The 18988-nt window shown below is 63.0% G+C and carries 24 protein-coding genes and 2 tRNA genes; 13 read left to right on the top strand and 13 right to left on the bottom strand.

From position 1 onward, the window contains the following. Window positions 1–37 precede the first annotated feature (37 nt). The 4 genes from KJJ24_RS10105 to KJJ24_RS10120 all read right to left on the bottom strand — a co-directional run bounded on the left by KJJ24_RS10105 (window position 38) and on the right by KJJ24_RS10120 (window position 4713). Window positions 38–685 carry a bifunctional 4-hydroxy-2-oxoglutarate aldolase/2-dehydro-3-deoxy-phosphogluconate aldolase gene (locus tag KJJ24_RS10105; RefSeq protein ID WP_250544617.1) on the bottom strand — a complete coding sequence of 216 codons (648 nt, stop codon included), beginning with the start codon at window positions 683–685 and terminating at the stop codon, window positions 38–40. Continuing rightward, a complete protein-coding gene (gene ftsH3 / locus KJJ24_RS10110; protein ID WP_214338461.1) occupies window positions 660–2504 on the bottom strand; it encodes an ATP-dependent zinc metalloprotease FtsH3 in 1845 nt (614 codons plus the stop codon). Before ftsH3 ends, KJJ24_RS10105 begins: the two co-directional genes overlap by 26 nt. A gap of 37 nt (window positions 2505–2541) precedes the next feature. Beyond that, entirely contained in the window at window positions 2542–3708 is a 1167-nt protein-coding gene (gene sat / locus KJJ24_RS10115; protein ID WP_214338464.1) for a sulfate adenylyltransferase, read from the bottom strand. A 183-nt stretch (window positions 3709–3891) separates the two neighbouring features. Continuing rightward, complete coding sequence (locus KJJ24_RS10120) at window positions 3892–4713, bottom strand: photosystem II manganese-stabilizing polypeptide (RefSeq protein ID WP_214338466.1); 822 nt, start codon at window positions 4711–4713, stop codon at window positions 3892–3894. A gap of 139 nt (window positions 4714–4852) precedes the next feature. Between KJJ24_RS10120 and KJJ24_RS10125 the strand changes: the two genes are divergently transcribed. After that, window positions 4853–5194, top strand: a complete 342-nt coding sequence (locus tag KJJ24_RS10125; protein WP_214338468.1) for a hypothetical protein — start codon at window positions 4853–4855, stop codon at window positions 5192–5194. On the opposite strand, the gene coaBC is transcribed toward KJJ24_RS10125, so the two are convergent. Then, window positions 5191–6462, bottom strand: coding sequence for a bifunctional phosphopantothenoylcysteine decarboxylase/phosphopantothenate--cysteine ligase CoaBC (coaBC, locus tag KJJ24_RS10130; protein WP_214338470.1), 1272 nt, complete (start codon window positions 6460–6462; stop codon window positions 5191–5193). The genes KJJ24_RS10125 and coaBC overlap by 4 nt on opposite strands. Continuing rightward, window positions 6452–6667 (bottom strand): DUF2555 domain-containing protein, encoded by a 216-nt coding sequence (locus tag KJJ24_RS10135; RefSeq protein ID WP_214338472.1) that lies wholly within the window; start codon window positions 6665–6667, stop codon window positions 6452–6454. The genes coaBC and KJJ24_RS10135 overlap by 11 nt, the downstream gene beginning before the upstream one ends. An 89-nt stretch (window positions 6668–6756) precedes the next feature. Between KJJ24_RS10135 and KJJ24_RS10140 the strand changes: the two genes are divergently transcribed. The 4 genes from KJJ24_RS10140 (at window position 6757) to KJJ24_RS10155 (ending at window position 7690) form a co-directional block, all read left to right on the top strand. Then, window positions 6757–6829: transfer RNA gene (locus KJJ24_RS10140), tRNA-Ala, on the top strand. 31 nt (window positions 6830–6860) lie between these two features. Further along, window positions 6861–7022, top strand: a complete 162-nt coding sequence (locus KJJ24_RS10145) for a PCP reductase family protein (protein ID WP_214338474.1) — start codon at window positions 6861–6863, stop codon at window positions 7020–7022. Window positions 7023–7137: 115 nt separating this feature from the next. Next, window positions 7138–7335, top strand: a complete 198-nt coding sequence (locus tag KJJ24_RS10150) for a hypothetical protein (RefSeq protein WP_010311955.1) — start codon at window positions 7138–7140, stop codon at window positions 7333–7335. A 7-nt stretch (window positions 7336–7342) separates the two neighbouring features. Next, entirely contained in the window at window positions 7343–7690 is a 348-nt protein-coding gene (locus KJJ24_RS10155) for a DUF565 domain-containing protein (RefSeq protein WP_214338475.1), read from the top strand. 15 nt (window positions 7691–7705) lie between these two features. Here the strand turns inward: KJJ24_RS10155 and KJJ24_RS10160 are convergent, their stop codons facing one another. Next, window positions 7706–8716 carry an aspartate carbamoyltransferase catalytic subunit gene (locus KJJ24_RS10160; RefSeq protein WP_214343551.1) on the bottom strand — a complete coding sequence of 337 codons (1011 nt, stop codon included), beginning with the start codon at window positions 8714–8716 and terminating at the stop codon, window positions 7706–7708. 26 nt (window positions 8717–8742) lie between these two features. Continuing rightward, window positions 8743–9402, bottom strand: coding sequence for a DNA-3-methyladenine glycosylase (locus KJJ24_RS10165; protein WP_214338476.1), 660 nt, complete (start codon window positions 9400–9402; stop codon window positions 8743–8745). A 142-nt stretch (window positions 9403–9544) separates the two neighbouring features. Here KJJ24_RS10165 and KJJ24_RS10170 point away from each other — a divergent pair, with 142 nt between their 5' ends. The 3 genes from KJJ24_RS10170 (at window position 9545) to KJJ24_RS10180 (ending at window position 11303) form a co-directional block, all read left to right on the top strand. After that, a complete protein-coding gene (locus tag KJJ24_RS10170) occupies window positions 9545–9997 on the top strand; it encodes a hypothetical protein (protein ID WP_214338477.1) in 453 nt (150 codons plus the stop codon). A 20-nt stretch (window positions 9998–10017) separates the two neighbouring features. Beyond that, complete coding sequence (locus KJJ24_RS10175; RefSeq protein WP_214338478.1) at window positions 10018–10155, top strand: hypothetical protein; 138 nt, start codon at window positions 10018–10020, stop codon at window positions 10153–10155. A 161-nt stretch (window positions 10156–10316) separates the two neighbouring features. After that, entirely contained in the window at window positions 10317–11303 is a 987-nt protein-coding gene (locus tag KJJ24_RS10180) for a sodium:calcium antiporter (RefSeq protein WP_250544619.1), read from the top strand. Window positions 11304–11312: 9 nt separating this feature from the next. Here the strand turns inward: KJJ24_RS10180 and KJJ24_RS10185 are convergent, their stop codons facing one another. Next, complete coding sequence (locus KJJ24_RS10185) at window positions 11313–11612, bottom strand: DUF6679 family protein (RefSeq protein WP_214338480.1); 300 nt, start codon at window positions 11610–11612, stop codon at window positions 11313–11315. Between the two features lie 69 nt (window positions 11613–11681). On the opposite strand from KJJ24_RS10185, the gene KJJ24_RS10190 reads away from it, so the two are divergent. Both KJJ24_RS10190 and gatC read left to right on the top strand, forming a co-directional pair. Then, window positions 11682–12458 carry a creatininase family protein gene (locus tag KJJ24_RS10190; RefSeq protein WP_214338482.1) on the top strand — a complete coding sequence of 259 codons (777 nt, stop codon included), beginning with the start codon at window positions 11682–11684 and terminating at the stop codon, window positions 12456–12458. A gap of 9 nt (window positions 12459–12467) precedes the next feature. Next, window positions 12468–12761: an Asp-tRNA(Asn)/Glu-tRNA(Gln) amidotransferase subunit GatC gene (gene gatC, locus KJJ24_RS10195; protein ID WP_214338484.1), complete on the top strand. Its 294-nt coding sequence runs from the start codon at window positions 12468–12470 to the stop codon at window positions 12759–12761. Window positions 12762–12795: 34 nt separating this feature from the next. On the opposite strand, the gene crtR is transcribed toward gatC, so the two are convergent. After that, complete coding sequence (gene crtR, locus KJJ24_RS10200) at window positions 12796–13821, bottom strand: beta-carotene hydroxylase (protein ID WP_214338486.1); 1026 nt, start codon at window positions 13819–13821, stop codon at window positions 12796–12798. A gap of 59 nt (window positions 13822–13880) precedes the next feature. Continuing rightward, window positions 13881–13962, bottom strand: a tRNA-Leu gene (locus KJJ24_RS10205). A gap of 52 nt (window positions 13963–14014) precedes the next feature. Here KJJ24_RS10205 and KJJ24_RS10210 point away from each other — a divergent pair. From KJJ24_RS10210 to KJJ24_RS10220, 3 genes are read left to right on the top strand one after another with little or no spacing between them, the layout of a single operon-like run. Beyond that, window positions 14015–14563 carry a Ycf66 family protein gene (locus KJJ24_RS10210; RefSeq protein WP_214338487.1) on the top strand — a complete coding sequence of 183 codons (549 nt, stop codon included), beginning with the start codon at window positions 14015–14017 and terminating at the stop codon, window positions 14561–14563. Between the two features lie 24 nt (window positions 14564–14587). Continuing rightward, window positions 14588–17521: an isoleucine--tRNA ligase gene (ileS, locus tag KJJ24_RS10215; protein WP_214338489.1), complete on the top strand. Its 2934-nt coding sequence runs from the start codon at window positions 14588–14590 to the stop codon at window positions 17519–17521. Continuing rightward, complete coding sequence (locus tag KJJ24_RS10220; RefSeq protein ID WP_214338491.1) at window positions 17500–17991, top strand: cupin domain-containing protein; 492 nt, start codon at window positions 17500–17502, stop codon at window positions 17989–17991. Before ileS ends, KJJ24_RS10220 begins: the two co-directional genes overlap by 22 nt. 3 nt (window positions 17992–17994) lie before the next feature. Here KJJ24_RS10220 and KJJ24_RS10225 read toward each other — a convergent pair whose 3' ends face one another. Next, window positions 17995–18306 carry a hypothetical protein gene (locus KJJ24_RS10225; RefSeq protein ID WP_250544621.1) on the bottom strand — a complete coding sequence of 104 codons (312 nt, stop codon included), beginning with the start codon at window positions 18304–18306 and terminating at the stop codon, window positions 17995–17997. Between the two features lie 9 nt (window positions 18307–18315). Then, the gene (locus tag KJJ24_RS10230) at window positions 18316–18933 is read right to left on the bottom strand and encodes a DUF3177 family protein (protein WP_214338492.1); all 618 of its coding nucleotides are present in this window, start codon (window positions 18931–18933) and stop codon (window positions 18316–18318) included. Window positions 18934–18988 lie beyond the last annotated feature (55 nt).

Consider the following 18988-nt stretch of genomic DNA (forward strand, 5'->3'; position numbering starts at 1 on the left):
AGACAACAACGTCTATCTCAGGGGTAGCACTTGATTCTCAGCCTGACAACACAGTGAGCAAATCCGGCAGCCCTGGCCGCAGCGCGCATGCTTCACCGGCTCCGCTGAAAAGGGTGCTGCCCAACGCAACCGCATCCACTCCGGCCTTGATCCAACCGGGCACATCAGCGATCGAGAGGCCACCGGCTGCAATGCAGAACGGCAAGGGATGCAGCGGCCCAGCCAAAGATCGCCAATAGGCAGACCCGAGGCTCGCAGCGGGATAGAGCTTCACAGCAGATGCGCCCCAACGCACAGCAGCTGCCACCTCACTGGGGCTGAACACCCCTGGCACCAGGGTGATGGAAGCATCAGCCGCCTGCTGAAGGAGCTGAGGGTCAAGAATTGGCGACACGACATAGCCGAGACCTGCAGCAATTGCCGCCTGAAGGCCGGCCGGCGTGCACACGGACGCTGCTCCAAGCCTCAGCCCCGGGAACTCGATCACCAGGCTGCGGGCCATACCGACCCAGACCTCTTCAGCCTGCACGGCGAGCTCCACATGGCGAAGGCCCGACTGCTGCAAAAGCTGCAGCTGATGGCGGGCCTCATGGATATCGCGAGGCCGGAGCACCGCCAGCACAGGCTGGCGATGCAGACCTTGGATCAGAGCAGAGGGATCAGACGTATTCCGCCACCCGTACATCGCTGCGGATCAACAGCTCCTGCAGGTCCTCAGCGTCAACCGTTTCACGCTCCACGAGCATGTCAGCCAGTTCATCGAGCACCTTGCGGTTGCCGTTGAGCACAGCTGTCGCGCGCTTGTAAGCCTCGGCCACCAATTGGCTCACCTCCTCGTCGATAGCAGCGGCCGTGTCTTCGGAGAAATCGCGCTCGGCAGCGATGTCGCGTCCAAGGAACATGCCTCCCTGGCTCCGGCCCAGAGCCACAGGCCCAAGGCGATCGCTCATCCCAAAGCGAGTGACCATCTGACGTGCCACACGGGCGACCTGCTGAAGGTCATTGGATGCACCGGTGGTGACTTCGTCTTCGCCGTAGACGATCTCTTCAGCCACACGGCCACCGAGGGCCACCGCCATCTGGTTGTGCAGATAGGCGCGGGAGTAGAGGCCCGATTCCATGCGCTCTTCACTGGGGGTGAAGAAGGTGAGGCCGCCGGCGTTGCCGCGGGGAATGATCGAGATCTTCTGAACCGGGTCGTAATCGGGCATCAGAGCGCCCACCAGGGCATGGCCCGCTTCGTGATACGCCACCAAGCGCTTGCGCTTCTCACTCATCACCCGATCCTTCTTCTCAGGGCCGGCCATCACGCGCTCAATCGCGTCGTTCACCTCATCCATGGAGACTTCGGTGAGCTCACGGCGAGCAGCCAGGATGGCGGCCTCGTTGAGCAGGTTGGCGAGATCAGCACCGGTGTAGCCGGGAGTGCGTCGGGCGATCTTGTCGAGGTCAACGTCCTTGGCCAGGGTCTTGCCGCGGGCGTGCACGCCAAGGATCTGGAGACGACCGGCATAGTCGGGGCGATCGACAACCACTTGGCGGTCAAAACGGCCTGGACGCATCAACGCCGCATCCAACACATCGGGGCGGTTGGTAGCCGCCACGATGATGATGCCGGTGTTGCCTTCAAAGCCGTCCATCTCAGTGAGCAGCTGGTTGAGGGTCTGCTCGCGCTCGTCGTTGCCGCCACCGAGACCAGCGCCACGCTGACGACCCACCGCGTCGATCTCGTCGATGAAGACGATGCAGGGTGCGCTCTTCTTGGCTTGCTCGAACAGATCGCGCACGCGGCTGGCACCCACGCCCACAAACATCTCCACAAACTCCGAACCGGAGATTGAGAAGAAAGGCACGCCAGCTTCGCCAGCCACGGCCTTGGCAAGCAGGGTTTTACCGGTGCCTGGAGGGCCCACCAGCAGCACACCCTTGGGGATCTTGGCCCCAACTGCGGTGAAGCGATCGGGGTTCTTGAGGAAATCGACGACTTCCGTGAGCTCGAGCTTGGCGCCTTCAATACCGGCTACATCGCCGAAGGTCACCTGGGTCTGCGGCTCCATCTGCAACCGGGCCTTGCTCTTGCCAAAGCTCATGGCAGGGTTACCGCCACCGCCTTGGGCGCGGCGCAGCAGGAAGAACAACCCACCCAGCAGCAGCAGGGGGAAGATCAGCGAACCGATGGCTTGCTGCCAGGGCTGGGCCTGACGCGATGGCTCAACAGCGATGTCGACCTTGTGGTCTTCCAGAAGCTTGAGGAGATCTTTGTCGGGGGCGAGGTTCACCACGGCGCGCTGGCCGTTGTTCTCCACGACCTGAGCGGTGCCTCGATCCGGGGCAATCAGCACCCGCGACACCTCGTTGCCCTCAACGGCCTCCACGAAATCGCTGTAGCGAAGCGTGCGCGGCGCGTTGGCCGGATCGGGACGGTCGAGGAAAGCCGTGCCAACGGCGATCACCACCACGGCCAGGAGGACGTAGAGGCCTGCATTGCGCCAGCGCTTCTTCACTTGGATCTCCGCTGTGATTAAGGAATGTTAACCGCTCTCAGGCTGCGGATCGCAGCACGTCGACCACGCTACGGAAAGCAAACCACTCGGGGATCTCCTCGCCGCTGCGCAGCATCTTGCGGAACTGGGTGCCGCTGAGCTTCTTGACGTGCAGGCCACGGGCCTCGGCATGCTCGGCGGTCACGTAGCCCTCCTCTTCGGTGTAGACGAGGTTGAGCGACGGCACTGTCTCCATGCCGAGCTCAGGTGCGTGATCGCGGGCAAAATCCTGTGCCTGATACGGGCCGTAGAAGTCGTCGCCGCTGATGGAGCTCTTGCAGCCCGCCATGTCGCGACCAATGATGAAGTGGGTGCAGCCGTAGTTCTTGCGGATGATCATGTGCTGCAGGGCCTCCCGGGGACCAGCCATGTGCATCGAGTAGGGCAGATACGACCAACGGATGCGGGGGTTGTTCACCTCAGCAGCCAATCGCTCGTAGGTCTGGAAGCGCACCGCACCAGGAATGTCGTCGTCCTGAGTCGGGCCGCAGGTGGGATGCACCAGCACCACGCCGTCATTGCTCACGTTGGTGGCATCAAGGGCGCGGGTGAACAGCTCGTAGTGGGCGCGGTGGATGGGATTACGGCACTGGAAGGCCACCACGTCCTGCCCCTCTGGCAGGTTGGCGCGAACCTCGGCAGGTGTTTTGCAGGGGAACACGCGCTGGGGCAACTCCAGGCCCTGAATGGCACCACCGAGGTAGTAACGACCGCGCTCGGTGGCGATCATCTTCACGGCGGGGTGTTCGATCGAGGAGGTGCCGTAGCAACCCACCGCCTCACGGGCCTTGTCTGGCTCCCACTTGCTCTCCACGGTCATCACCGCCAGCTCCTGGCCGCGGTAGGTGAGCAACAGCTTTTGGCCCACGGCGATGTCGTCGCGATGGGTGTCCATCACGATCGGCAGGCCAAACAGCAGGCCGCTGGTGGTGCGGTTGCTCTCCACCACCGACTGATAGTCGTCTTGGTGCATGAAGCCGCGCAGGGGCGAAAAGCCCCCCACCATCAGCAGCTCCACATCGCAAGCGTTGCGATCAGAGCACTCCACCACGTGATCAACACCGGCCTTCACGGCATCGCGCTGCTCCGCAGGCACCCGCAGGTCCACCAGGCTGCCGCCGTGAGGTGCAATCAGGCCTTGGGGGGAGGCAACGGTGCTCGTCATGGCGGCGGTAGAGGCATGCGTTGGAGGGGATTCTCCCAGAGCGCGTCCTAAGGGGTACGTCAACAGCGGCAGGAACCGAAGCCAGACGCTGTCCCAGTCGGGATATCCATGGATATCCCGACTGGGACAAGACACAAAAAAGGGGCCCTAGGGCCCCTGGCGATCAAGAACGCTCGAACCGGATCAAGCCTTTTCGAGACGGCCGTAGAGCTGGCCAACGATCTTCACATCGACGGGGTCATGGCTGCCCATGTCGGTGTCAGACGGCTGAACGGCCGTGAACACGCCAGCGAATTCACCGGTGGACGCATCAACTTTGGTGATGGAGAGGTTCATCTCACCGGTGCCGTCGATGTAGCGCTTGCTGTTCTCGCGAGCCAGCTCGTCATCCTGGCCATTCAGCGCAACCAGACCTTGGGCGTACTGCACCCCGGTTGTAAGCGCACGACCCTTGGGGTCAAGGAAGTTGGAGGTGCGGTAGCTCGGCACCCGATAGGTGCCGTTCAGGTCTGTGCTGGTGGTGAGAGCAGCGCCATCAGCGGTTGCGCTGAGCTCCTTGCTCGAGAAGGTGAAAGGCACTTCCTCACCGCCGGGCAGAAGCACGGTCACGATCTGGAAGTCGATCCCGCCCTGCTCCTGGAAGTTGATGCCGTTATCGGTCACCGCCAGGTCGCCATAGACCTGGTCAAGGCTGGTGGTGAAGCGAGTGAGGATTTTGGACTCCACAAACTGCGCCTCTTGGCGCTTGTTAGCGGGTTCTCCTTTCACAAACACCTCAGAGGGGTGCATGCAGATCTCCCGGAGCTGGTACTTGCTGCCGGCGTCCAGGCCGATCGAACCGCGAGCCGAATCGGGCAGGGTCGGGCAGTCGTTAGCCAGACCGGTGTTGTGGATGTCGTCGTAGGTGAGGTTGGCCCGATCAACAGCCTTGGCGCCGCCGCTGCAGGCGGTCACGAGGGTGAGACAAAGCGCCAGCACGAGGGCCAGCAGGGGACGGAAACGCATGGGGAGAAGCCGGTCTGGCGGGGAATACCTCTGGGTGGGGGTGCGCCCGCTGCGGATACTACCGGTGCAAAAAGCCCATTCCGCGTACCATGTCGCGGCTCTCAACAACCTGTATGCGAGGGCGGCCGATTCAGAACGCATGAACGAAGGCAGCAGCGATCACCGCACCACAAACAACCTGGCCGCAGGTGACTGGGAAGCTCGCCTCAGCGAGGAGCTGCTCAGCATCCAGGCCCTGTCTGATGAGGTGGATGGTGATTCCGAGGCGCTTCTCCTGCTGTTGCGCCGCCTGGAAGAGCTGCACCGCAACATTCAAGACGGCCCCTTCCGCTCCAGCCTTCCCGCCGACCGCGGCGAGCTGTTCAACCTGCTGCAAGGCATGGAAAAGAGCGGTGGCTGGCCCTATATCCCCCGCCTACAGCTGCGCACCTTCATGGATCTGCTGCAGAGCGGCGATTCCGGCTCAGCCCTGGCCGCCTAAGCAGGACAACGGGTGGCCAGCAAGCCGCCGAGGCGATCCAGTAATAGGTGGCCCATCGCCAATTTGGCCATGGGCTCCAAGCGCTCCTCCGCACAACCTGGTCCCAGCAACCAGCCCTGATTGAGGGCGCTGCCAAAGCCTGCGCCTGGTTGATCAATTGGATTGGCAAGCAGCAGATCGCAACCCTTCCGCGCCAATTTCGCCCGAGCCTGAGGAAGCACCTCGCCGCTGTGGGCTGCAAAACCAAGGATCGCCTGGTGGGGCAGGCGGTGCTGCACAAGCTCGATCAGCAGATCCGGCACCGCCTCCCAACCGGCCGCCATCGCCTCGGCACAGCCCGCCTTATCGCTTTTATGGGCCAACGGCCTGGCAGGTCGATGGTCGGCCACAGCCGCCGCCATGGCAATGGCATCCACCTGGGGCTGTAAGCGCTGAAGCGTCTGCTGCAGCTCAGCGCCGGTCTCGATCGGGTGCGACTCCACCCCCTCGAGCCACGCTGGCTCAACCTGCAGAGGCCCATGCACCAGCTGCACCGCAGCGCCCCGCAGCCGAGCGGCCTGAGCCAGCAGCACCCCCATGCGGCCGGTACTGGGGTTACTGATGCAACGGGCCGGATCCAACCACTCCCGGGTGGGACCAGCCGTCACCAACAAGCGACGGCCGTGCCAGTCGCGCTGCCAGCCCCAACAGGCCAGGCTTTCCAGGGCCAACAGCAGCAGGGCGGGTTCTGCCATACGACCGGACCCTTGGCGATCACAGGCCAGCAGCCCCTCGGCAGGGCCGAGGGGGAGCACTCCCGCAAAACCCTGCAACCTCTCCCAATTGCCATGCACCCCAGGCGAGGACCACATGGCGGTGTTCATGGCTGCGGCCGCCAGCACCGGTGCCTCGGTGGCGAGCAGGGTGGCCGCCAGCAATGTGTCGCCCAGGCCATACACCCAGCGGCCCAGGCTCGTGGCACTGAGAGGAGCCAACAACACCAGTTCGGCCCATTCCGCCAGCTCCACATGCAGAGGCCGCGCAGCGGTATGGCTCCACTGGTCGGCATCGAGGTAACAACGTTCACGGCTGAGGCTGGCGAGGGCCACGGGGCTCACCAGCTGGGCTGCACTGGGGGTGAGAACGCAACGCACCTGAGCGCCGCGTTTGGCGAGGGCGCTCACCACCAGAGGCAATTTCACCGCGGCGATGCTGCCGCTGATGCCCACCAGGATGCGCCTGCCCCTCAGCGGATCAGCCGGTGCCGCTGGAGCCGGGTCAGTCTTCATCAAAGGGTTCCTGATCCACCAGGTGCACGTAGGGCCTGGCCAACTCGGGGCGATGAATGGCCACAGCGCGCAACAGATGCCAATCGCGAAGCCCCGCAAACGGGGTGGGGTAGTCGTCATCTTCGAGACGACGGGCCAGCTCGGCTAGGGCAGCCTCATCCAGCGAGGCCAGCAGTTCAGGCGTGATCGTGGCGGGCTCGGTCATGTCTGGGGACAGCAGGGGACGGACATCAGCCGCTACAGCACCAGTAAAGGCTGATAAGTTCTCGCCAGAGCCCCGCGTTGGGCACTCGAGGGGAATTAGCTCAGCTGGTAGAGCGCTGCGATCGCACCGCAGAGGTCAGGGGTTCGAGTCCCCTATTCTCCATCCACCCAATGAAGGCTGAGCAACGGCAGCGATGAACTGGAGCGCAGACGCCGAAGCCAAATTGAAGGAGATTCCTTTCTTCGTGCGCCCAGCCGTGCGCAAGCGCATCGAAACCCTGGCCAAGGAGGCGGGCCACCACTGCATCGAGCTCGCCTTTTATGAACAAGCCAAAGCCCAATTTGGCCAGAAGTAAGGCGACACGACCCCATCTGTAACGGCTGTGGGATTCACTGGGCTGACCACGGCCCGGTCTCTGCTAGAGGGCGATGCGGTAAAAGAGACTGATCAGTCCGTTCCTGATCACAGGCATGTCGCAGTCGAAACGCGAGCAAGTGGTGAGCCATCTGCGCTACATCCGACAGGAACTGCGCGAGATGCACCAGGGCGTGATGGACGACGGCCTGCTGCCTGAAGCCGGCGAGGTTCGCGGTGTGATGGCTCAGATGGAAGCCCTGCTGGAGCTGCTGGAAGGCAAAGGCTCCCGCAAGAAAGACGCCGACAGCTGAGCCCTGATTGAACAGCTCCCGCCCACTGCAGCGCACCCGCCTTCAGCAGAGCCTGGGCGGTGCCTGGCCGCGGCTTGAGCAATGGTCCACCAACCCCTGGCGCCGACTGTCACTCCTGCTGATCGTGCTTTTGAGCACGTTTTTCATCGGCAATGCTGTGAGCACGATCATCGGGGCACGGGCTTTTCTTGATCCGCCCGCCGCTCTGATCTGCGTGGCGATGATCGAGCTGGCGGTCCGAGCGCGCCGCCCCTTGCTGCGCCGAAGCGGCGACCGCCTGGGGTTGCAACTGCTCGACATGAGCCGTATCGGCTTCTGCTACGGACTGCTACTCGAGGGTTTCAAGCTGCTCTGAACGGCCCACAGCCGATCAACTGGCTGCCATCAGATACAGCAATGCCATCCGAACCGCGATGCCGTTAGTGACCTGCTGCTCCACCAAGGAGCGCTGAGGATCGTCAAGCAGGGCGCCGCTCATCTCCACGCCACGGTTCACCGGACCTGGGTGAAGCACTGGCACATCGGGAGAGCAGCCGCTGAGGCGTGCATGGGTGAGGCCATAGGCGCGGTGGTAGCTCTCCAGGCTGGTGAGCAGATGCTGGTTCATGCGCTCCTGCTGCAGCCGCAGGGTCATCACTGCATCAGCACCAGCCAAGGCTTGATCCAGATCGCGCTCCACCCGGATCGAGCCACGCTGAACCACTGGATCCACGGCCTGCCCTGGGGGTGGAGCATCAGCGAACTGCGCGAACGTCTCCGGCAGGAGCGTGGCGGGCCCACACAAAACCACCTCGGCTCCGCAGGCGGTGAGGGCCCAGAGGTTGGAGCGTGCCACACGAGAATGGAGGATGTCGCCCACGATCACGATGCGGCGCCCGCGCAACGCCTCCGGGGTGGGGGCATCCGGGCTGAAATGGCGCGCCAGGGTGAACAGATCGAGAAGGCCCTGGCTGGGATGGCTGTGCAGGCCATCGCCACCATTGAGCACTGCAACCCGCTCGCCACTGGCATCGAGATCACGCGCTAGAGCTGCAGGCACGCCCGTGCAGCGATGCCGCACCACCAGCAGATCCGCACCCATGGCCACGTAGGTGCGCACCGTGTCGAGCAAGCTTTCGCCCTTGCTTAACGAACTGGAGGACGGTGAGAAGCTCTGCACGTCAGCCGAGAGACGCTTGGCAGCGAGCTCAAAGCTGCTGCGCGTGCGGGTGCTGGGCTCAAAGAACAAGGTGGTCACAAGCCGGCCCTGCAAGGCCGGTAGCTTGCGCGCACCGGACGTCGGCATCACGCGGAAGCGCTGAGCCAGCTCGAGCACCGTGGCGAAATCATCGAGCGAGAAGGCCGACAGATCCAGCACATGGCGATGGGTCCAGTCGCTCAAGGTGGTCTGCAAGCGTCGACTTCAGGCTAAGAGTCCATCGGCAGCGGGGCCACGAAAAGGGCATCCGCCAGAGCAGGCAATCGATCACCTCTGGCTCGCTTACTCACGCTGCGACTGGCCCGCAAGTACCAGCGCCAGGGAAGCTCCTGCCCCTGACTGATGCCAATACGGGTGGTTTGCACCAATTCCTTAGGCCCCAATGCCTGGAGCTGCGGCGGCCGAGGCGCGAGCCACAGCCCGTTGGCTGGATCCACGGGCTGCGCGTCGTAGCCGCAATCAAGAGCAAAACGGCGCGCCAATAAGGCGGGCCCCGCCGCCACCCGCTCAGATTCCCCTGCCATGGCTACCGCCCGCAGCAACACGCCATTGGCCCAATCCGGCTTGTATGTCACCACATTCACGCAGTGGTGGATGCCGTAGCTCACATAGACATAAAAACGCCCTGGCTCACCAAAGAGCGTTTCGTTGCTGGGGGTGCGGCGGCGGTAGCCGTGGCAGGCGGGGTCGTCTTGGGAATACGCCTCCGTTTCCACAATCGCGCCCCACAGGAGGTCGCCATCGGGTTGGCGTTTCACCAGAAGGCAGCCGATGAGGTCGGGAGCAACCTGTTCGGCGGGGCGGGCGAAGAAGGATTGGGGAAGAGATTGATCGCGATGAGTTGGCACAACTACACCACGCAGCAACATGGAAGAAAGATGAATGACTTGACTTCCCAAAAATCATCAAGCACAAGAGCCCTCAAAACCGCGAAGCAGATCGTCACGAATCATTTCAGAACCCTGCGAACCAAGCCGTCGCGAGGAGCATGAAATTATTCGACTTTTGACAATGGGGCGTATCAAGTGGCTGTGGCAGTATGCCAACACAGAAGGGGATAGCCCAATAGGCAAAGGCAAGCTGTTCACCAACAGCAAACCGAATGACGAAGGCTTCTACCGCGTGAAGGCCATCAAAGGGAAAGTTGATGGCGTCAAAATTGACGAACTGCTACCCGCCGGCACAGGCATTCCAGGGAATGTAGATCCGATCACCGGAACGCCCTACCTCGGAGACAACAGGCTGCGGCCAAAAAGCTTTAACGACAGTGAGGCACAGCTCACAGGTGGAGGGATCATCTTCTCGCTGAAAGACGCAAACTATTCCAATCTATTCTTTGGCAACTATCCGCCCCAACCAAGCTATTACGAATTCCACACTGCGCCCCCCTATCCCGACGGGCTGGTACCACCTAATACGCAATCCTTCATCAACTTCAACGCCTGGATCAGCGAAGTAGGCTGAAGGCCATCGCCCAGCCAAGCATGCACTCCAGCGGCTTCACACTCGCCACCGTGCTGATCGGAGGCAGCGGCCTGTTCGTTCTGGCCACACTCTTTTTCGGCACCAAAGGCGGCTACTACGACACCGACGACTACGACGGCAACGGGACGGCCCACTGAAGACGCTCAGGTTCAACGTGGGCACGTCCATCGTTAGCTTGATTCTGGGCGCTGCTGTTCTGGCAGGGCTGAAAGCCACAACCGTGCTGGCTTGGCTGCTCGTCCAGCCACCGCCACTAGTCTTGCTGGGACTGGTCTTACTCAGTGGCGTCGTGCTCTTAATGGCAACCCGGGTTGCCCATCACGCCGATGAGCTGGCCTTGCGGCTGGGTGAGCCCTACGGCACTTTGATCCTCACGGGCTCGGCGATCGTGGTGGAGCTGGCGCTAATTGCCAGCACCATGACCACTGGCGAACAGAATCCAACGCTGGCGCGGGATTCCATGTTCGCCGTTCTGATGATCGCCCTGACTGGAGTGAAAGGCATCAGCATCTTTCTGGCCTCCCAGGAACAAGAGCGACAGCTGGACGAACCGGTTGATGACAGCAATTTGGCCAGCATGAACCTCAGTGGTTCAGCCACCTACTTAAGCCTGATCTCAGCGATCAGCGTGCTGGCACTGGTGACACCCAACTTTGCACACCTCACCAATGAAGCCAACTTCACCACGTCTGTGAATGTCGTACTGAGCTTGGTGGCGATTGGGTTGTATGCCGTGTTTCTCAGCTATCAAACAGGCTCCTATCGACCTCTCTTTACAGAGAGTGCAAGTCAGGCGGAGTGGCTCAGCACAAGCTTCAACATTGATGACAACAACCACAAGCGGGGAATCCTGCCCACAGCTGCACTGATGGCAGGTGGATTGCTGTTGTTAGTGCTGATCACCGAATCGATGGGTCAGCTGATCGAAACCAGCATCACCGATTTGGGACTTCCCAGCTCCATGGGTGGTGTACTGGTGGGCCTACTCGTGCTGGCGCCGGAAGCTCTCAATGCGTTCCAGGCTGCTTCCCGTGGCGAAGTTCAGCGATCACTCAACACGCTGTATGGCTCGGTGCTCTCCACCCTGTGCCTCACCGTTCCAGCGGTGTTGCTGATCGGAGCGGTGATCCACAGCGATGTGATTCTCGGGCTCGACCCACTCGAGATGGTGCTTCTAGCCCTCACACTCTTTCTCGTCCGCCCCACCACTGGCCGCGTCAGCCGCCTCGATGGATTGGTGCTTCTGGCGATTTTTCTGTTCTGGATTGCCCTTCAGGTGGGCTGAAGGAAGGCCTTATCCCTGGCTGGGGAGCTGCTCCGATTCAGGGCAGTCGCCCGTTACTTCGATGTCGTCAGCATCTGCGCTGCGGCTGAAGAAAGCCAGGCGGGTGCTGATCGCGCCGATGGAATCGAGCCGCACACATTCCTCCCAGCTGTGCAACTCGTCATCGTCCTCAGCGTCGTAGCGGAGGGTGACCAGATCGCCCTCGAGTTCCACCACCAGCGCCTCTTCAATCCAGCGCTGCTGATCGCGCAGAAACACCCAGATCGGGCGTTGCTCGCACTGGAAGCGATAGAGCTTGCGCTGCAGCATGGGGTGCCCTCAGGAACCACCTGTCTCAGATCCTAGAGATACTGAGCCGAAGTGAGCTGATGTGTCGTCGTGGTTGCCACCAGTACTGAGGACATCCGTCTGCAACTGCGCAGCTGGCCGGAAGTGGAGGCCTACCTGGAGGGCTGCAAAGGCGTGATCGTGCCTCTGGGCTCCACGGAGCAGCACGGCCCCACCGGCGCCATCGGCACCGATGCACTCACCGCTGAAGCGGTGGCACTGGAAGTGGGCTGCCGCACAGGCGTGCTGGTGACCCCGGCTCAAGCCTTTGGCATGGCTGAACACCACCTCGGCTTCGCCGGCACGATGAGCCTTCAGCCGGCCACGCTGCTCGCCGTGATTCACGATCTGGTGCTCTCCTTGGCCCGTCACGGCTTCGAGCGCATTTACGTGATCAATGGCCACGGGGGCAACATTGCCACCACCAAGGCCGCCTTCGCCCAGGCCTACGGCACCGCGGCCAGCCGCGGCCTCGACAATGCGGGATCCCTGCGCTGCAAGCTGGCCAATTGGTTCATGGCTCCCGAGGCAATGACGCTGGCCAAGGAGCTCTACGGGAAGAAGGAGGGTCATCACGCCACCCCGAGCGAAATTGCCATCACCCTCGCTCTAGAGCCAAGCCTGCAAAGCAAACAGCGCCCCTTGCCAGAGCCCGCTCCAGCCGGACCGATCCACAGCCCTGAGGATTTCCGCCGTCGTCACCCCGATGGACGCATGGGCTCCCACCCCTCTCTGGCCACAGCCGAGCACGGCAACCGATTCCTGGATGTGGCCGCCACAGCCTTGGCTGCCGATCTGCAACGCTTCCTGGATGAGCCCTCCAGCTAGGTTCTGCTCATGAGCAACATCAGCGCTGACGACGTTCGCAAGGTGGCCAAGCTGGCCCGCCTTGACCTCCCTGAGGAGAAGATCGCCACTTACACCACCCAGCTCGAGCGGATCCTTGGCTACGTGGATCACCTACAGGCGGTCGACACTGAGGGCGTGCCTCCCACGACCCGTGCGGTGGAAGTGGTCAACGCGACCCGCGACGACGTGGTAGTGACCACTGACGTGCGCGAGCAATTGCTCGACGAAGCGCCTCAACGCGAGGGCGACTTCTTCCGCGTGCCGAAAATCCTGGCTGACTGAACCAGGCCGACTTGCACCGGCCGGCTTGCACCTCTCAGCGTCTGGGCGAAACGGCTGTGCGATGCAGCAGCGCGACAACATGGCGTCGCGCCTTGAAGCTGGGCAGCAACCCTGCGATAGGCCGCAATTTGCTGCGGCGGCGCTTGTGGCTGCGCACTCCCAGCAGGACGTCGTAGATGAAGTTCGTGAAATCACCCTTGCTTTCAAACAAGCCAAGCCTCTGCGGTGAGCCCTTGGCATCAAGGATCGGTTTTGTGGCTTCGTAGGCCGGTTTGTATTCAAACCAGGGAATCGAAGGCCAGAGATGATGCACCAAGTGATAGTTCTGACCCATGATCAGCCAATTCATCAGCCTGCCGGGGTAGATGCGGGCGTTATGCCAGCGATTGCGGGAGAGAAACGGGCGGTGGGGTAAGTAGTCGAAGAACAAACCCAAGGTCACGCCCACCATCAGGGCCGGAGCGAACCAGCAATTGAAGATGAAGTCGATAAAGCCATATTGAATACCGGCGAACACAATCATGAAGAAGATGCCGCGGCCTAAGCCCCACTCCAGCAGTTCATAGCGGCGCCAGAGGCGGCGCTGAAAGAAGAAATACTCGTGATAGAAGAAGCGGGGTGCAATCAGCCACAGCGGGCCAAAAGTGCTCACGATGTGATCCGGGTCGTTCTTCGGATCGTTCACATGGGCGTGGTGTTGCAGGTGCACCCGCGTAAACACGGGGAAGCTGAACCCCAGCAACAGGGCCGCACCATGGCCCATGAAAGCGTTCCAGAAGCGATTCGGATGGGCGGCGTTATGGCAGGCGTCGTGAATCACGGTGCCCTCAAGATGCAGGGCTAAAAAACCGGTCGCCAACAGCGGCAGCAGGGGCCACTCCCACACAAACCAACCCGCGATCGTGATCGCAGCCAGCACGTAGCCACCCAAAAACAACCCCACCGTGGGGTTCCAGGCCGACGGTGGATCGAGGTACTCACGCGGCACCGCACTCACCGATGCCCGCAGCTCCCTGGGAGATCCATCCATCTCCAGCGACTGAACCAGAGCTTGCGTCATTCCCTGGCTGCACCGGCCAACAGTGAAGCCACCTTAGGAAGTTGGGGCCTTTGCCCCGATGCCCACCGGGGGACTTGAACCCCCACAGCCGAAGCCACTGGAACCTAAACCCAGCGCGTCTACCAATTCCGCCAGGTGGGCATGGCGCAACTGTAGGGATACGCCAAGAATGGGGTCAATCTTCAGCAGACCCATGGTTGCCAGCCTCAGCGGGACGCTTGCCCTAGCGGTGGGCCTGGCCGTGCTGCTGCTGCCATTGATGGCCAGCGAGCTGTCGCGCCCCCGCGATGCCATGTGGGGGGCGGTGGTGCTGTTGCTTGGGCTCACCCTGGTGACCAGCGCTGATCGCCTCACCGGCTCCCCGATGCTGGCGGTGCTCTGCGGCGGGCTTCTGATCGGTCGCCTGGGCCTTGAGGTGCTGCAACTGCGCTGGCGTGCCCTCACCCCCGAGGAGCAGCAGCGTCTGCTCTCGATCGAACGCTGGCAGACCAGCCTCAGCGAACTCCTGGTCACGGTCGCCAGGGGAATTGCAACGGTGAGCGCAGCCGCCGGCACCGTGCTGGCTGCCCTCAAGCGCGGCGGCGGCAAAGCCAGCAGTGGCAAGCGCTGGGTGAGAACCGAAACCACGGCTGAGCCTGTGCCTGCAAAGCCGGAAGCCACGAGCCCAGAACCCACGCACGTGGTGCATTCCTTCGCCGAGATCGATCAGCTGCTGCAAGCCGCCGGCAGCCAGGCGGGATAATCGGCCCTTGCTGCCCAAGGCGCCGTGACCGCCAGCTCTGCGCCCGCCACCTCCTACAAAGACACCCTCAACCTGCTGCAAACGCCCTTCTCGATGCGGGCGAATGCCAAGGTGCGCGAGCCAGAGATCCAGGCGTTCTGGGCGGAACTGCAGCTCTATGAGCGCCTGAGCCAGCAGAACAGCGGCGAGAGCTTCACGCTCCACGACGGCCCCCCCTATGCCAATGGGGCCCTGCACGTGGGCCACGCTCTCAACAAGATCCTCAAGGACATCATCAACAAAACGGCCCTGCTGCAGGGCAAACGGGCGCGGTTCATTCCTGGCTGGGACTGCCACGGCCTGCCGATCGAGTTGAAGGTGCTGCAAGGCCTGAAGAGCAGCGAGCGGGCCGAACTCACCCCTGTGAGCCTGCGCCAAAAAGCCCATGCCTATGCACTCGAGCAGGTGGAAGGTCAAAAGGCCGGCTTCCGTCGCTGGGGCATCTGGGCCGACTGGGATCAGCCTTACCTCACCCTCCAGAAGAGCTACGAAGCCGGCCAGATCGGCGTGTTCGGGGCCATGGTGCTGGCCGGGCACATCTACCGGGGCCTCAAGCCCGTGCACTGGAGCCCCAGCTCCCGCACCGCCCTGGCCGAAGCCGAACTCGAATACCCCGACGGCCACACCTCCCCGAGCGTGTATGCAGCCTTCCCGGCTGTGGAGCTGCCGGAGGCCCTGGCCGGCCGGCTGAGCGCCGCTGGCCTGAGCAGCGATGCCGCAACTGCAGCAGGCGGCCTGGCTGTCGCCATCTGGACAACCACCCCCTGGACCCTGCCCGCCAACCTGGCGGTGTCGGTGAACGAGCGGCTCGACTACACCATCTGCGCTGTTGCCCCCCAAGGCGACAACAGCGCTCCCGGCGTGAGCCATCTGGTGGTGGCCGCCGAGTTGCGCGAAAGCCTGGAAACCAGCTTGGGGCTAACGCTCAAGCCCCTGCTGAGCGTGAAGGGCGCCGATCTCGCGGGAATCGTCTACCGCCATCCGCTGCTGGAGCGCACCAGCCAAGTGGTGATCGGCGGCGACTACATCACCACCGAAGCCGGCACGGGCTTGGTGCACACCGCCCCAGGCCACGGCGTTGACGACTTCAATACCGGTAAGAAGTACGGACTGCCCGTGCTCTGCCCAGTGGATGAGGCCGGCAACCTCACCGCTGAAGCGGGCCCCTTCGCTGGCACCAACGTGCTGAAGGACGCCAACCCAACCATCCTCGAAGCGCTCGAGGGCACAGGACTCCTGCTCAAACAGGAGCGCTACGAGCACCGCTACCCCTACGACTGGCGCACCAAGAAACCCACCATCTTCCGCGCCACCGAGCAATGGTTTGCTTCGGTGGAGGGCTTCCGCGCTGCGGCCCTGGACGCCATCGCCCAGGTGGAATGGCTCCCGGCCAGTGGCCGCAACCGCATCGAAGCGATGGTGAGCGAGCGCGGCGACTGGTGCATCAGCCGCCAGCGCACCTGGGGTGTGCCGATTCCCGTCTTCTACCACCGTGAAACCGGTGAGGTGCTGCTCAACCAGACCACGCTCGATCACATCCAGGCCTTGATCGCTGAGCACGGATCCGATGTGTGGTGGCAGCGCGATGAAGCAGGCCTGCTGCCCGAGCCCTACGCCGCCGATGCAGCGCAGTGGCGCAAAGGCACCGACACGATGGACGTGTGGTTTGACTCCGGCTCCTCCTGGGCCGGCGTGCTGGGCGGCATCGCAGGCAGCGAAAGCCGTGCACCCGAACTCCACTACCCAGCCGATCTGTATCTCGAAGGCAGTGATCAGCACCGCGGCTGGTTCCAGAGCAGCTTGCTCACGTCCGTGGCCGTGAACGGCCACGCGCCCTACAAGCGGGTGCTCACCCACGGCTTCACCCTCGATGAGAAGGGCCGCAAGATGAGCAAGTCGCTCGGCAACGTGGTGGATCCCGCGGTGCTGGTGGAAGGCGGCAAGAACGAAAAACAGGAGCCGGCCTACGGCGCCGATGTGCTGCGCCTGTGGGTGAGTTCTGTTGACTACTCCGCCGATGTGCCCCTAGGCCCCGGCATCGTCAAACAGCTGGCCGACGTCTACCGCAAGGTGCGCAACACGGCCCGCTACCTACTGGGCAACCTGCACGATTTCAATCCGGCCACGGATGCCGTGCCCTACGCAGAGCTGCCGCTGCTGGATCAGTGGATGCTGCAGCGCACCGCCGCTCTGATCGACAGCGTGACCGGAGACTTCGAGCGCTTCGAGTTCTACCGCTTCTTCCAGGCGCTCCAGAACTTCTGCGTGGTGGATCTTTCCAACGTCTACCTCGACATCGCCAAGGATCGTTTGTATGTGAGCGGTGCGGCTGACTTCCGCCGCCGCAGCTGCCAGACCGTGCTGGCCCTGGTGGTGGAGCGCCTGGCCGGCCTGATCGCGCCGGTGCTCTGCCATATGGCGGAAGACATCTGGCAGAACCTGCCCTACGCCGTGGCGGAGCGCTCGGTATTCGAGCGGGGCTGGCCCACGGCCCCGGCTGAGTGGCACCAGCCAGCGCTCGAGCAGCCGATGGAGCAGATCCTGCACCTTCGGGCCCTGGTGAACCGCCAACTGGAAAGCTGTCGATCCAGCGGTCAGCTGGGTGCTTCCCTCGAGGCCCAGGTGCAGTTGGAACTAGGCGATGGCGCCGAATCCACCCGCACAGCCCTGGCCTGGCTGGAAGCAACCGCTCATCCCAGCGTCGATAACCTCGCCGACTGGCTGCTCGTGTCTGCCCTACGGCAAGGCGGCGTCGCCCCGGCAGAGGTGCTGGCGGAAGCCAGCGAATCAGGCCTCAGCGTGCGCATTGCCAAGGCCGCCGGCGAGAAGTGCGAACGCTGCTGGCACTACGCGTCAGACATCGGCCAGCACAACGCCCACCCCACCCTCTGCGGCCGATGCGTGACAGTGCTGAGCTGATCATTCAGCTTGGTCTCCAGCCCCATCCAGAAGGAGGCCATTACCGCGAGACCTACAAAGCCGAGCATCAGGTGATAACTCCGCGGGGCCCGCGGGCAGCCTGCACGGCCATCCTGTTTCTGCTGCGAGCGGGCGAACGCTCCCATTGGCATCGGATCCACTCCGATGAGATCTGGCACATCCACGGAGGCGGCCCGCTGGTCGTGCATGAACTCAACCGCAGCGGCATCGCCCGGAGCACCCACCTCGGCATGGATTTGGCCCATGGCCAGCAGCCCCAGCATGTGGTGCCAGCCGGCAGTTGGTTCGCCGCAGAACCATGCCCCGGCTCAGCCTGGTGTCTGGTGAGCTGCACCGTGGCCCCAGGCTTTGACTTCGCCGACTTTGAACTGGCCCAGGCTGACCAACTGGCTGCCCACGCCCCAGCACTCAGGCAGCTCTGCGGGGCATGGGAGCGCTTCTGCGTTTGAGCTTCAAGCCCAGCGGAGCGGATCGAGCAGCTCTTCGGCCGCCATCGGCCCTGCCAACACCTGCTCAGCCGCGGGGTTGAGGGGCCCTGCCAGCAGCTGAGCCGCTTCGATGCGCGCCGCCTCAGACAAAGCTGGCTGATCAGGATCAAAGGCGGTGGGATGGCTGACGCTGCTGGAGAAGCCGCGGAAGATCAGCAGCTCAAACAACTCCTCACCGTGATCTCCGGGCAGATGCCCTGTGAGCCGCAGCACCCGATCCGGGCGGCTGCGGCTGATGGCTTCAAGCTGAGCCAGAAGAGCGGCGATAGTGCTCACAGCAACACCCTAAAAACCACCGGCGACCCGCCCCTGCTTGGGCAACCGCACCAACAGCCATTGGAGGGCACCCACGCTGTAGGCCACCAGTGCCACATAGCCGGCAAAGGCAGCGATGGTGCCAGTCCAACTGCCACCAAACACAAAACCAAAGAAGTTGGCCGCTCCGCCGTGCAGGTCGTCGGGAGCTTCCAGCCAAACCCGGCAGAAGGGGCGCGTGACACCACCGCGCACACAATCGAGGGCTCGGGCACTGAGCAAGCCCCCCAGCACGCCAAACACGCTTAACCCCCAGCGCCAGGCACGCACCACAAACGGCAGAGGCCGCCAGGGGGGCAGATCGGCAAGCTCTTCATTGAGATCCACCCAGAACCACACGCTCACGACCACAAGCAACTGAGCCAGGAAGGCCAGCAGGTAGCCCAGGGGTTTGTTGTCCGTCAGCAGAAGCACGGTGATCAGCAGCAGGCTGGCCACCTTCCAGTAGATGCCCATCAGGCGCACCAACGCCTGCTCTTGCTTCCAGGCCGACCAGATCAGCAGCACCAGGGGGAGCCCCACGGCGAACAGCGCCGCCAAGCGGTAATCCAGCCACACAAGAGTGCGGTAGAGCTGCAGGTCTGGCACGCAGAGGGGGGCGGCAAGCCGTCATTATCCCGAGCCTGACGCTGCAACCAGCAGC

Source organism: Synechococcus sp. LA31, from assembly GCF_018502385.1.
Lineage (GTDB): Bacteria > Cyanobacteriota > Cyanobacteriia > PCC-6307 > Cyanobiaceae > Vulcanococcus.

Bases quoted from the DNA above. Each gene is read 5' to 3' on its own strand.
- KJJ24_RS10105 (WP_250544617.1), bottom strand. From the start codon at position 685: ATGTACGGGTGGCGGAATACGTCTGATCCCTCTGCTCTGATCCAAGGT.
- sat (WP_214338464.1), bottom strand. From the start codon at position 3,708: ATGACGAGCACCGTTGCCTCCCCCCAAGGCCTGATTGCACCTCACGGC.
- KJJ24_RS10120 (WP_214338466.1), bottom strand. From the start codon at position 4,713: ATGCGTTTCCGTCCCCTGCTGGCCCTCGTGCTGGCGCTTTGTCTCACC.
- KJJ24_RS10125 (WP_214338468.1), top strand. From the start codon at position 4,853: ATGAACGAAGGCAGCAGCGATCACCGCACCACAAACAACCTGGCCGCA.
- coaBC (WP_214338470.1), bottom strand. From the start codon at position 6,462: ATGAAGACTGACCCGGCTCCAGCGGCACCGGCTGATCCGCTGAGGGGC.
- KJJ24_RS10135 (WP_214338472.1), bottom strand. From the start codon at position 6,667: ATGACCGAGCCCGCCACGATCACGCCTGAACTGCTGGCCTCGCTGGAT.
- KJJ24_RS10145 (WP_214338474.1), top strand. From the start codon at position 6,861: ATGAACTGGAGCGCAGACGCCGAAGCCAAATTGAAGGAGATTCCTTTC.
- KJJ24_RS10150 (WP_010311955.1), top strand. From the start codon at position 7,138: ATGTCGCAGTCGAAACGCGAGCAAGTGGTGAGCCATCTGCGCTACATC.
- KJJ24_RS10165 (WP_214338476.1), bottom strand. From the start codon at position 9,402: ATGTTGCTGCGTGGTGTAGTTGTGCCAACTCATCGCGATCAATCTCTT.
- KJJ24_RS10170 (WP_214338477.1), top strand. From the start codon at position 9,545: ATGGGGCGTATCAAGTGGCTGTGGCAGTATGCCAACACAGAAGGGGAT.
- KJJ24_RS10175 (WP_214338478.1), top strand. From the start codon at position 10,018: ATGCACTCCAGCGGCTTCACACTCGCCACCGTGCTGATCGGAGGCAGC.
- KJJ24_RS10180 (WP_250544619.1), top strand. From the start codon at position 10,317: ATGGCAACCCGGGTTGCCCATCACGCCGATGAGCTGGCCTTGCGGCTG.
- KJJ24_RS10185 (WP_214338480.1), bottom strand. From the start codon at position 11,612: ATGCTGCAGCGCAAGCTCTATCGCTTCCAGTGCGAGCAACGCCCGATC.
- gatC (WP_214338484.1), top strand. From the start codon at position 12,468: ATGAGCAACATCAGCGCTGACGACGTTCGCAAGGTGGCCAAGCTGGCC.
- crtR (WP_214338486.1), bottom strand. From the start codon at position 13,821: ATGACGCAAGCTCTGGTTCAGTCGCTGGAGATGGATGGATCTCCCAGG.
- KJJ24_RS10210 (WP_214338487.1), top strand. From the start codon at position 14,015: ATGGTTGCCAGCCTCAGCGGGACGCTTGCCCTAGCGGTGGGCCTGGCC.
- KJJ24_RS10220 (WP_214338491.1), top strand. From the start codon at position 17,500: ATGCGTGACAGTGCTGAGCTGATCATTCAGCTTGGTCTCCAGCCCCAT.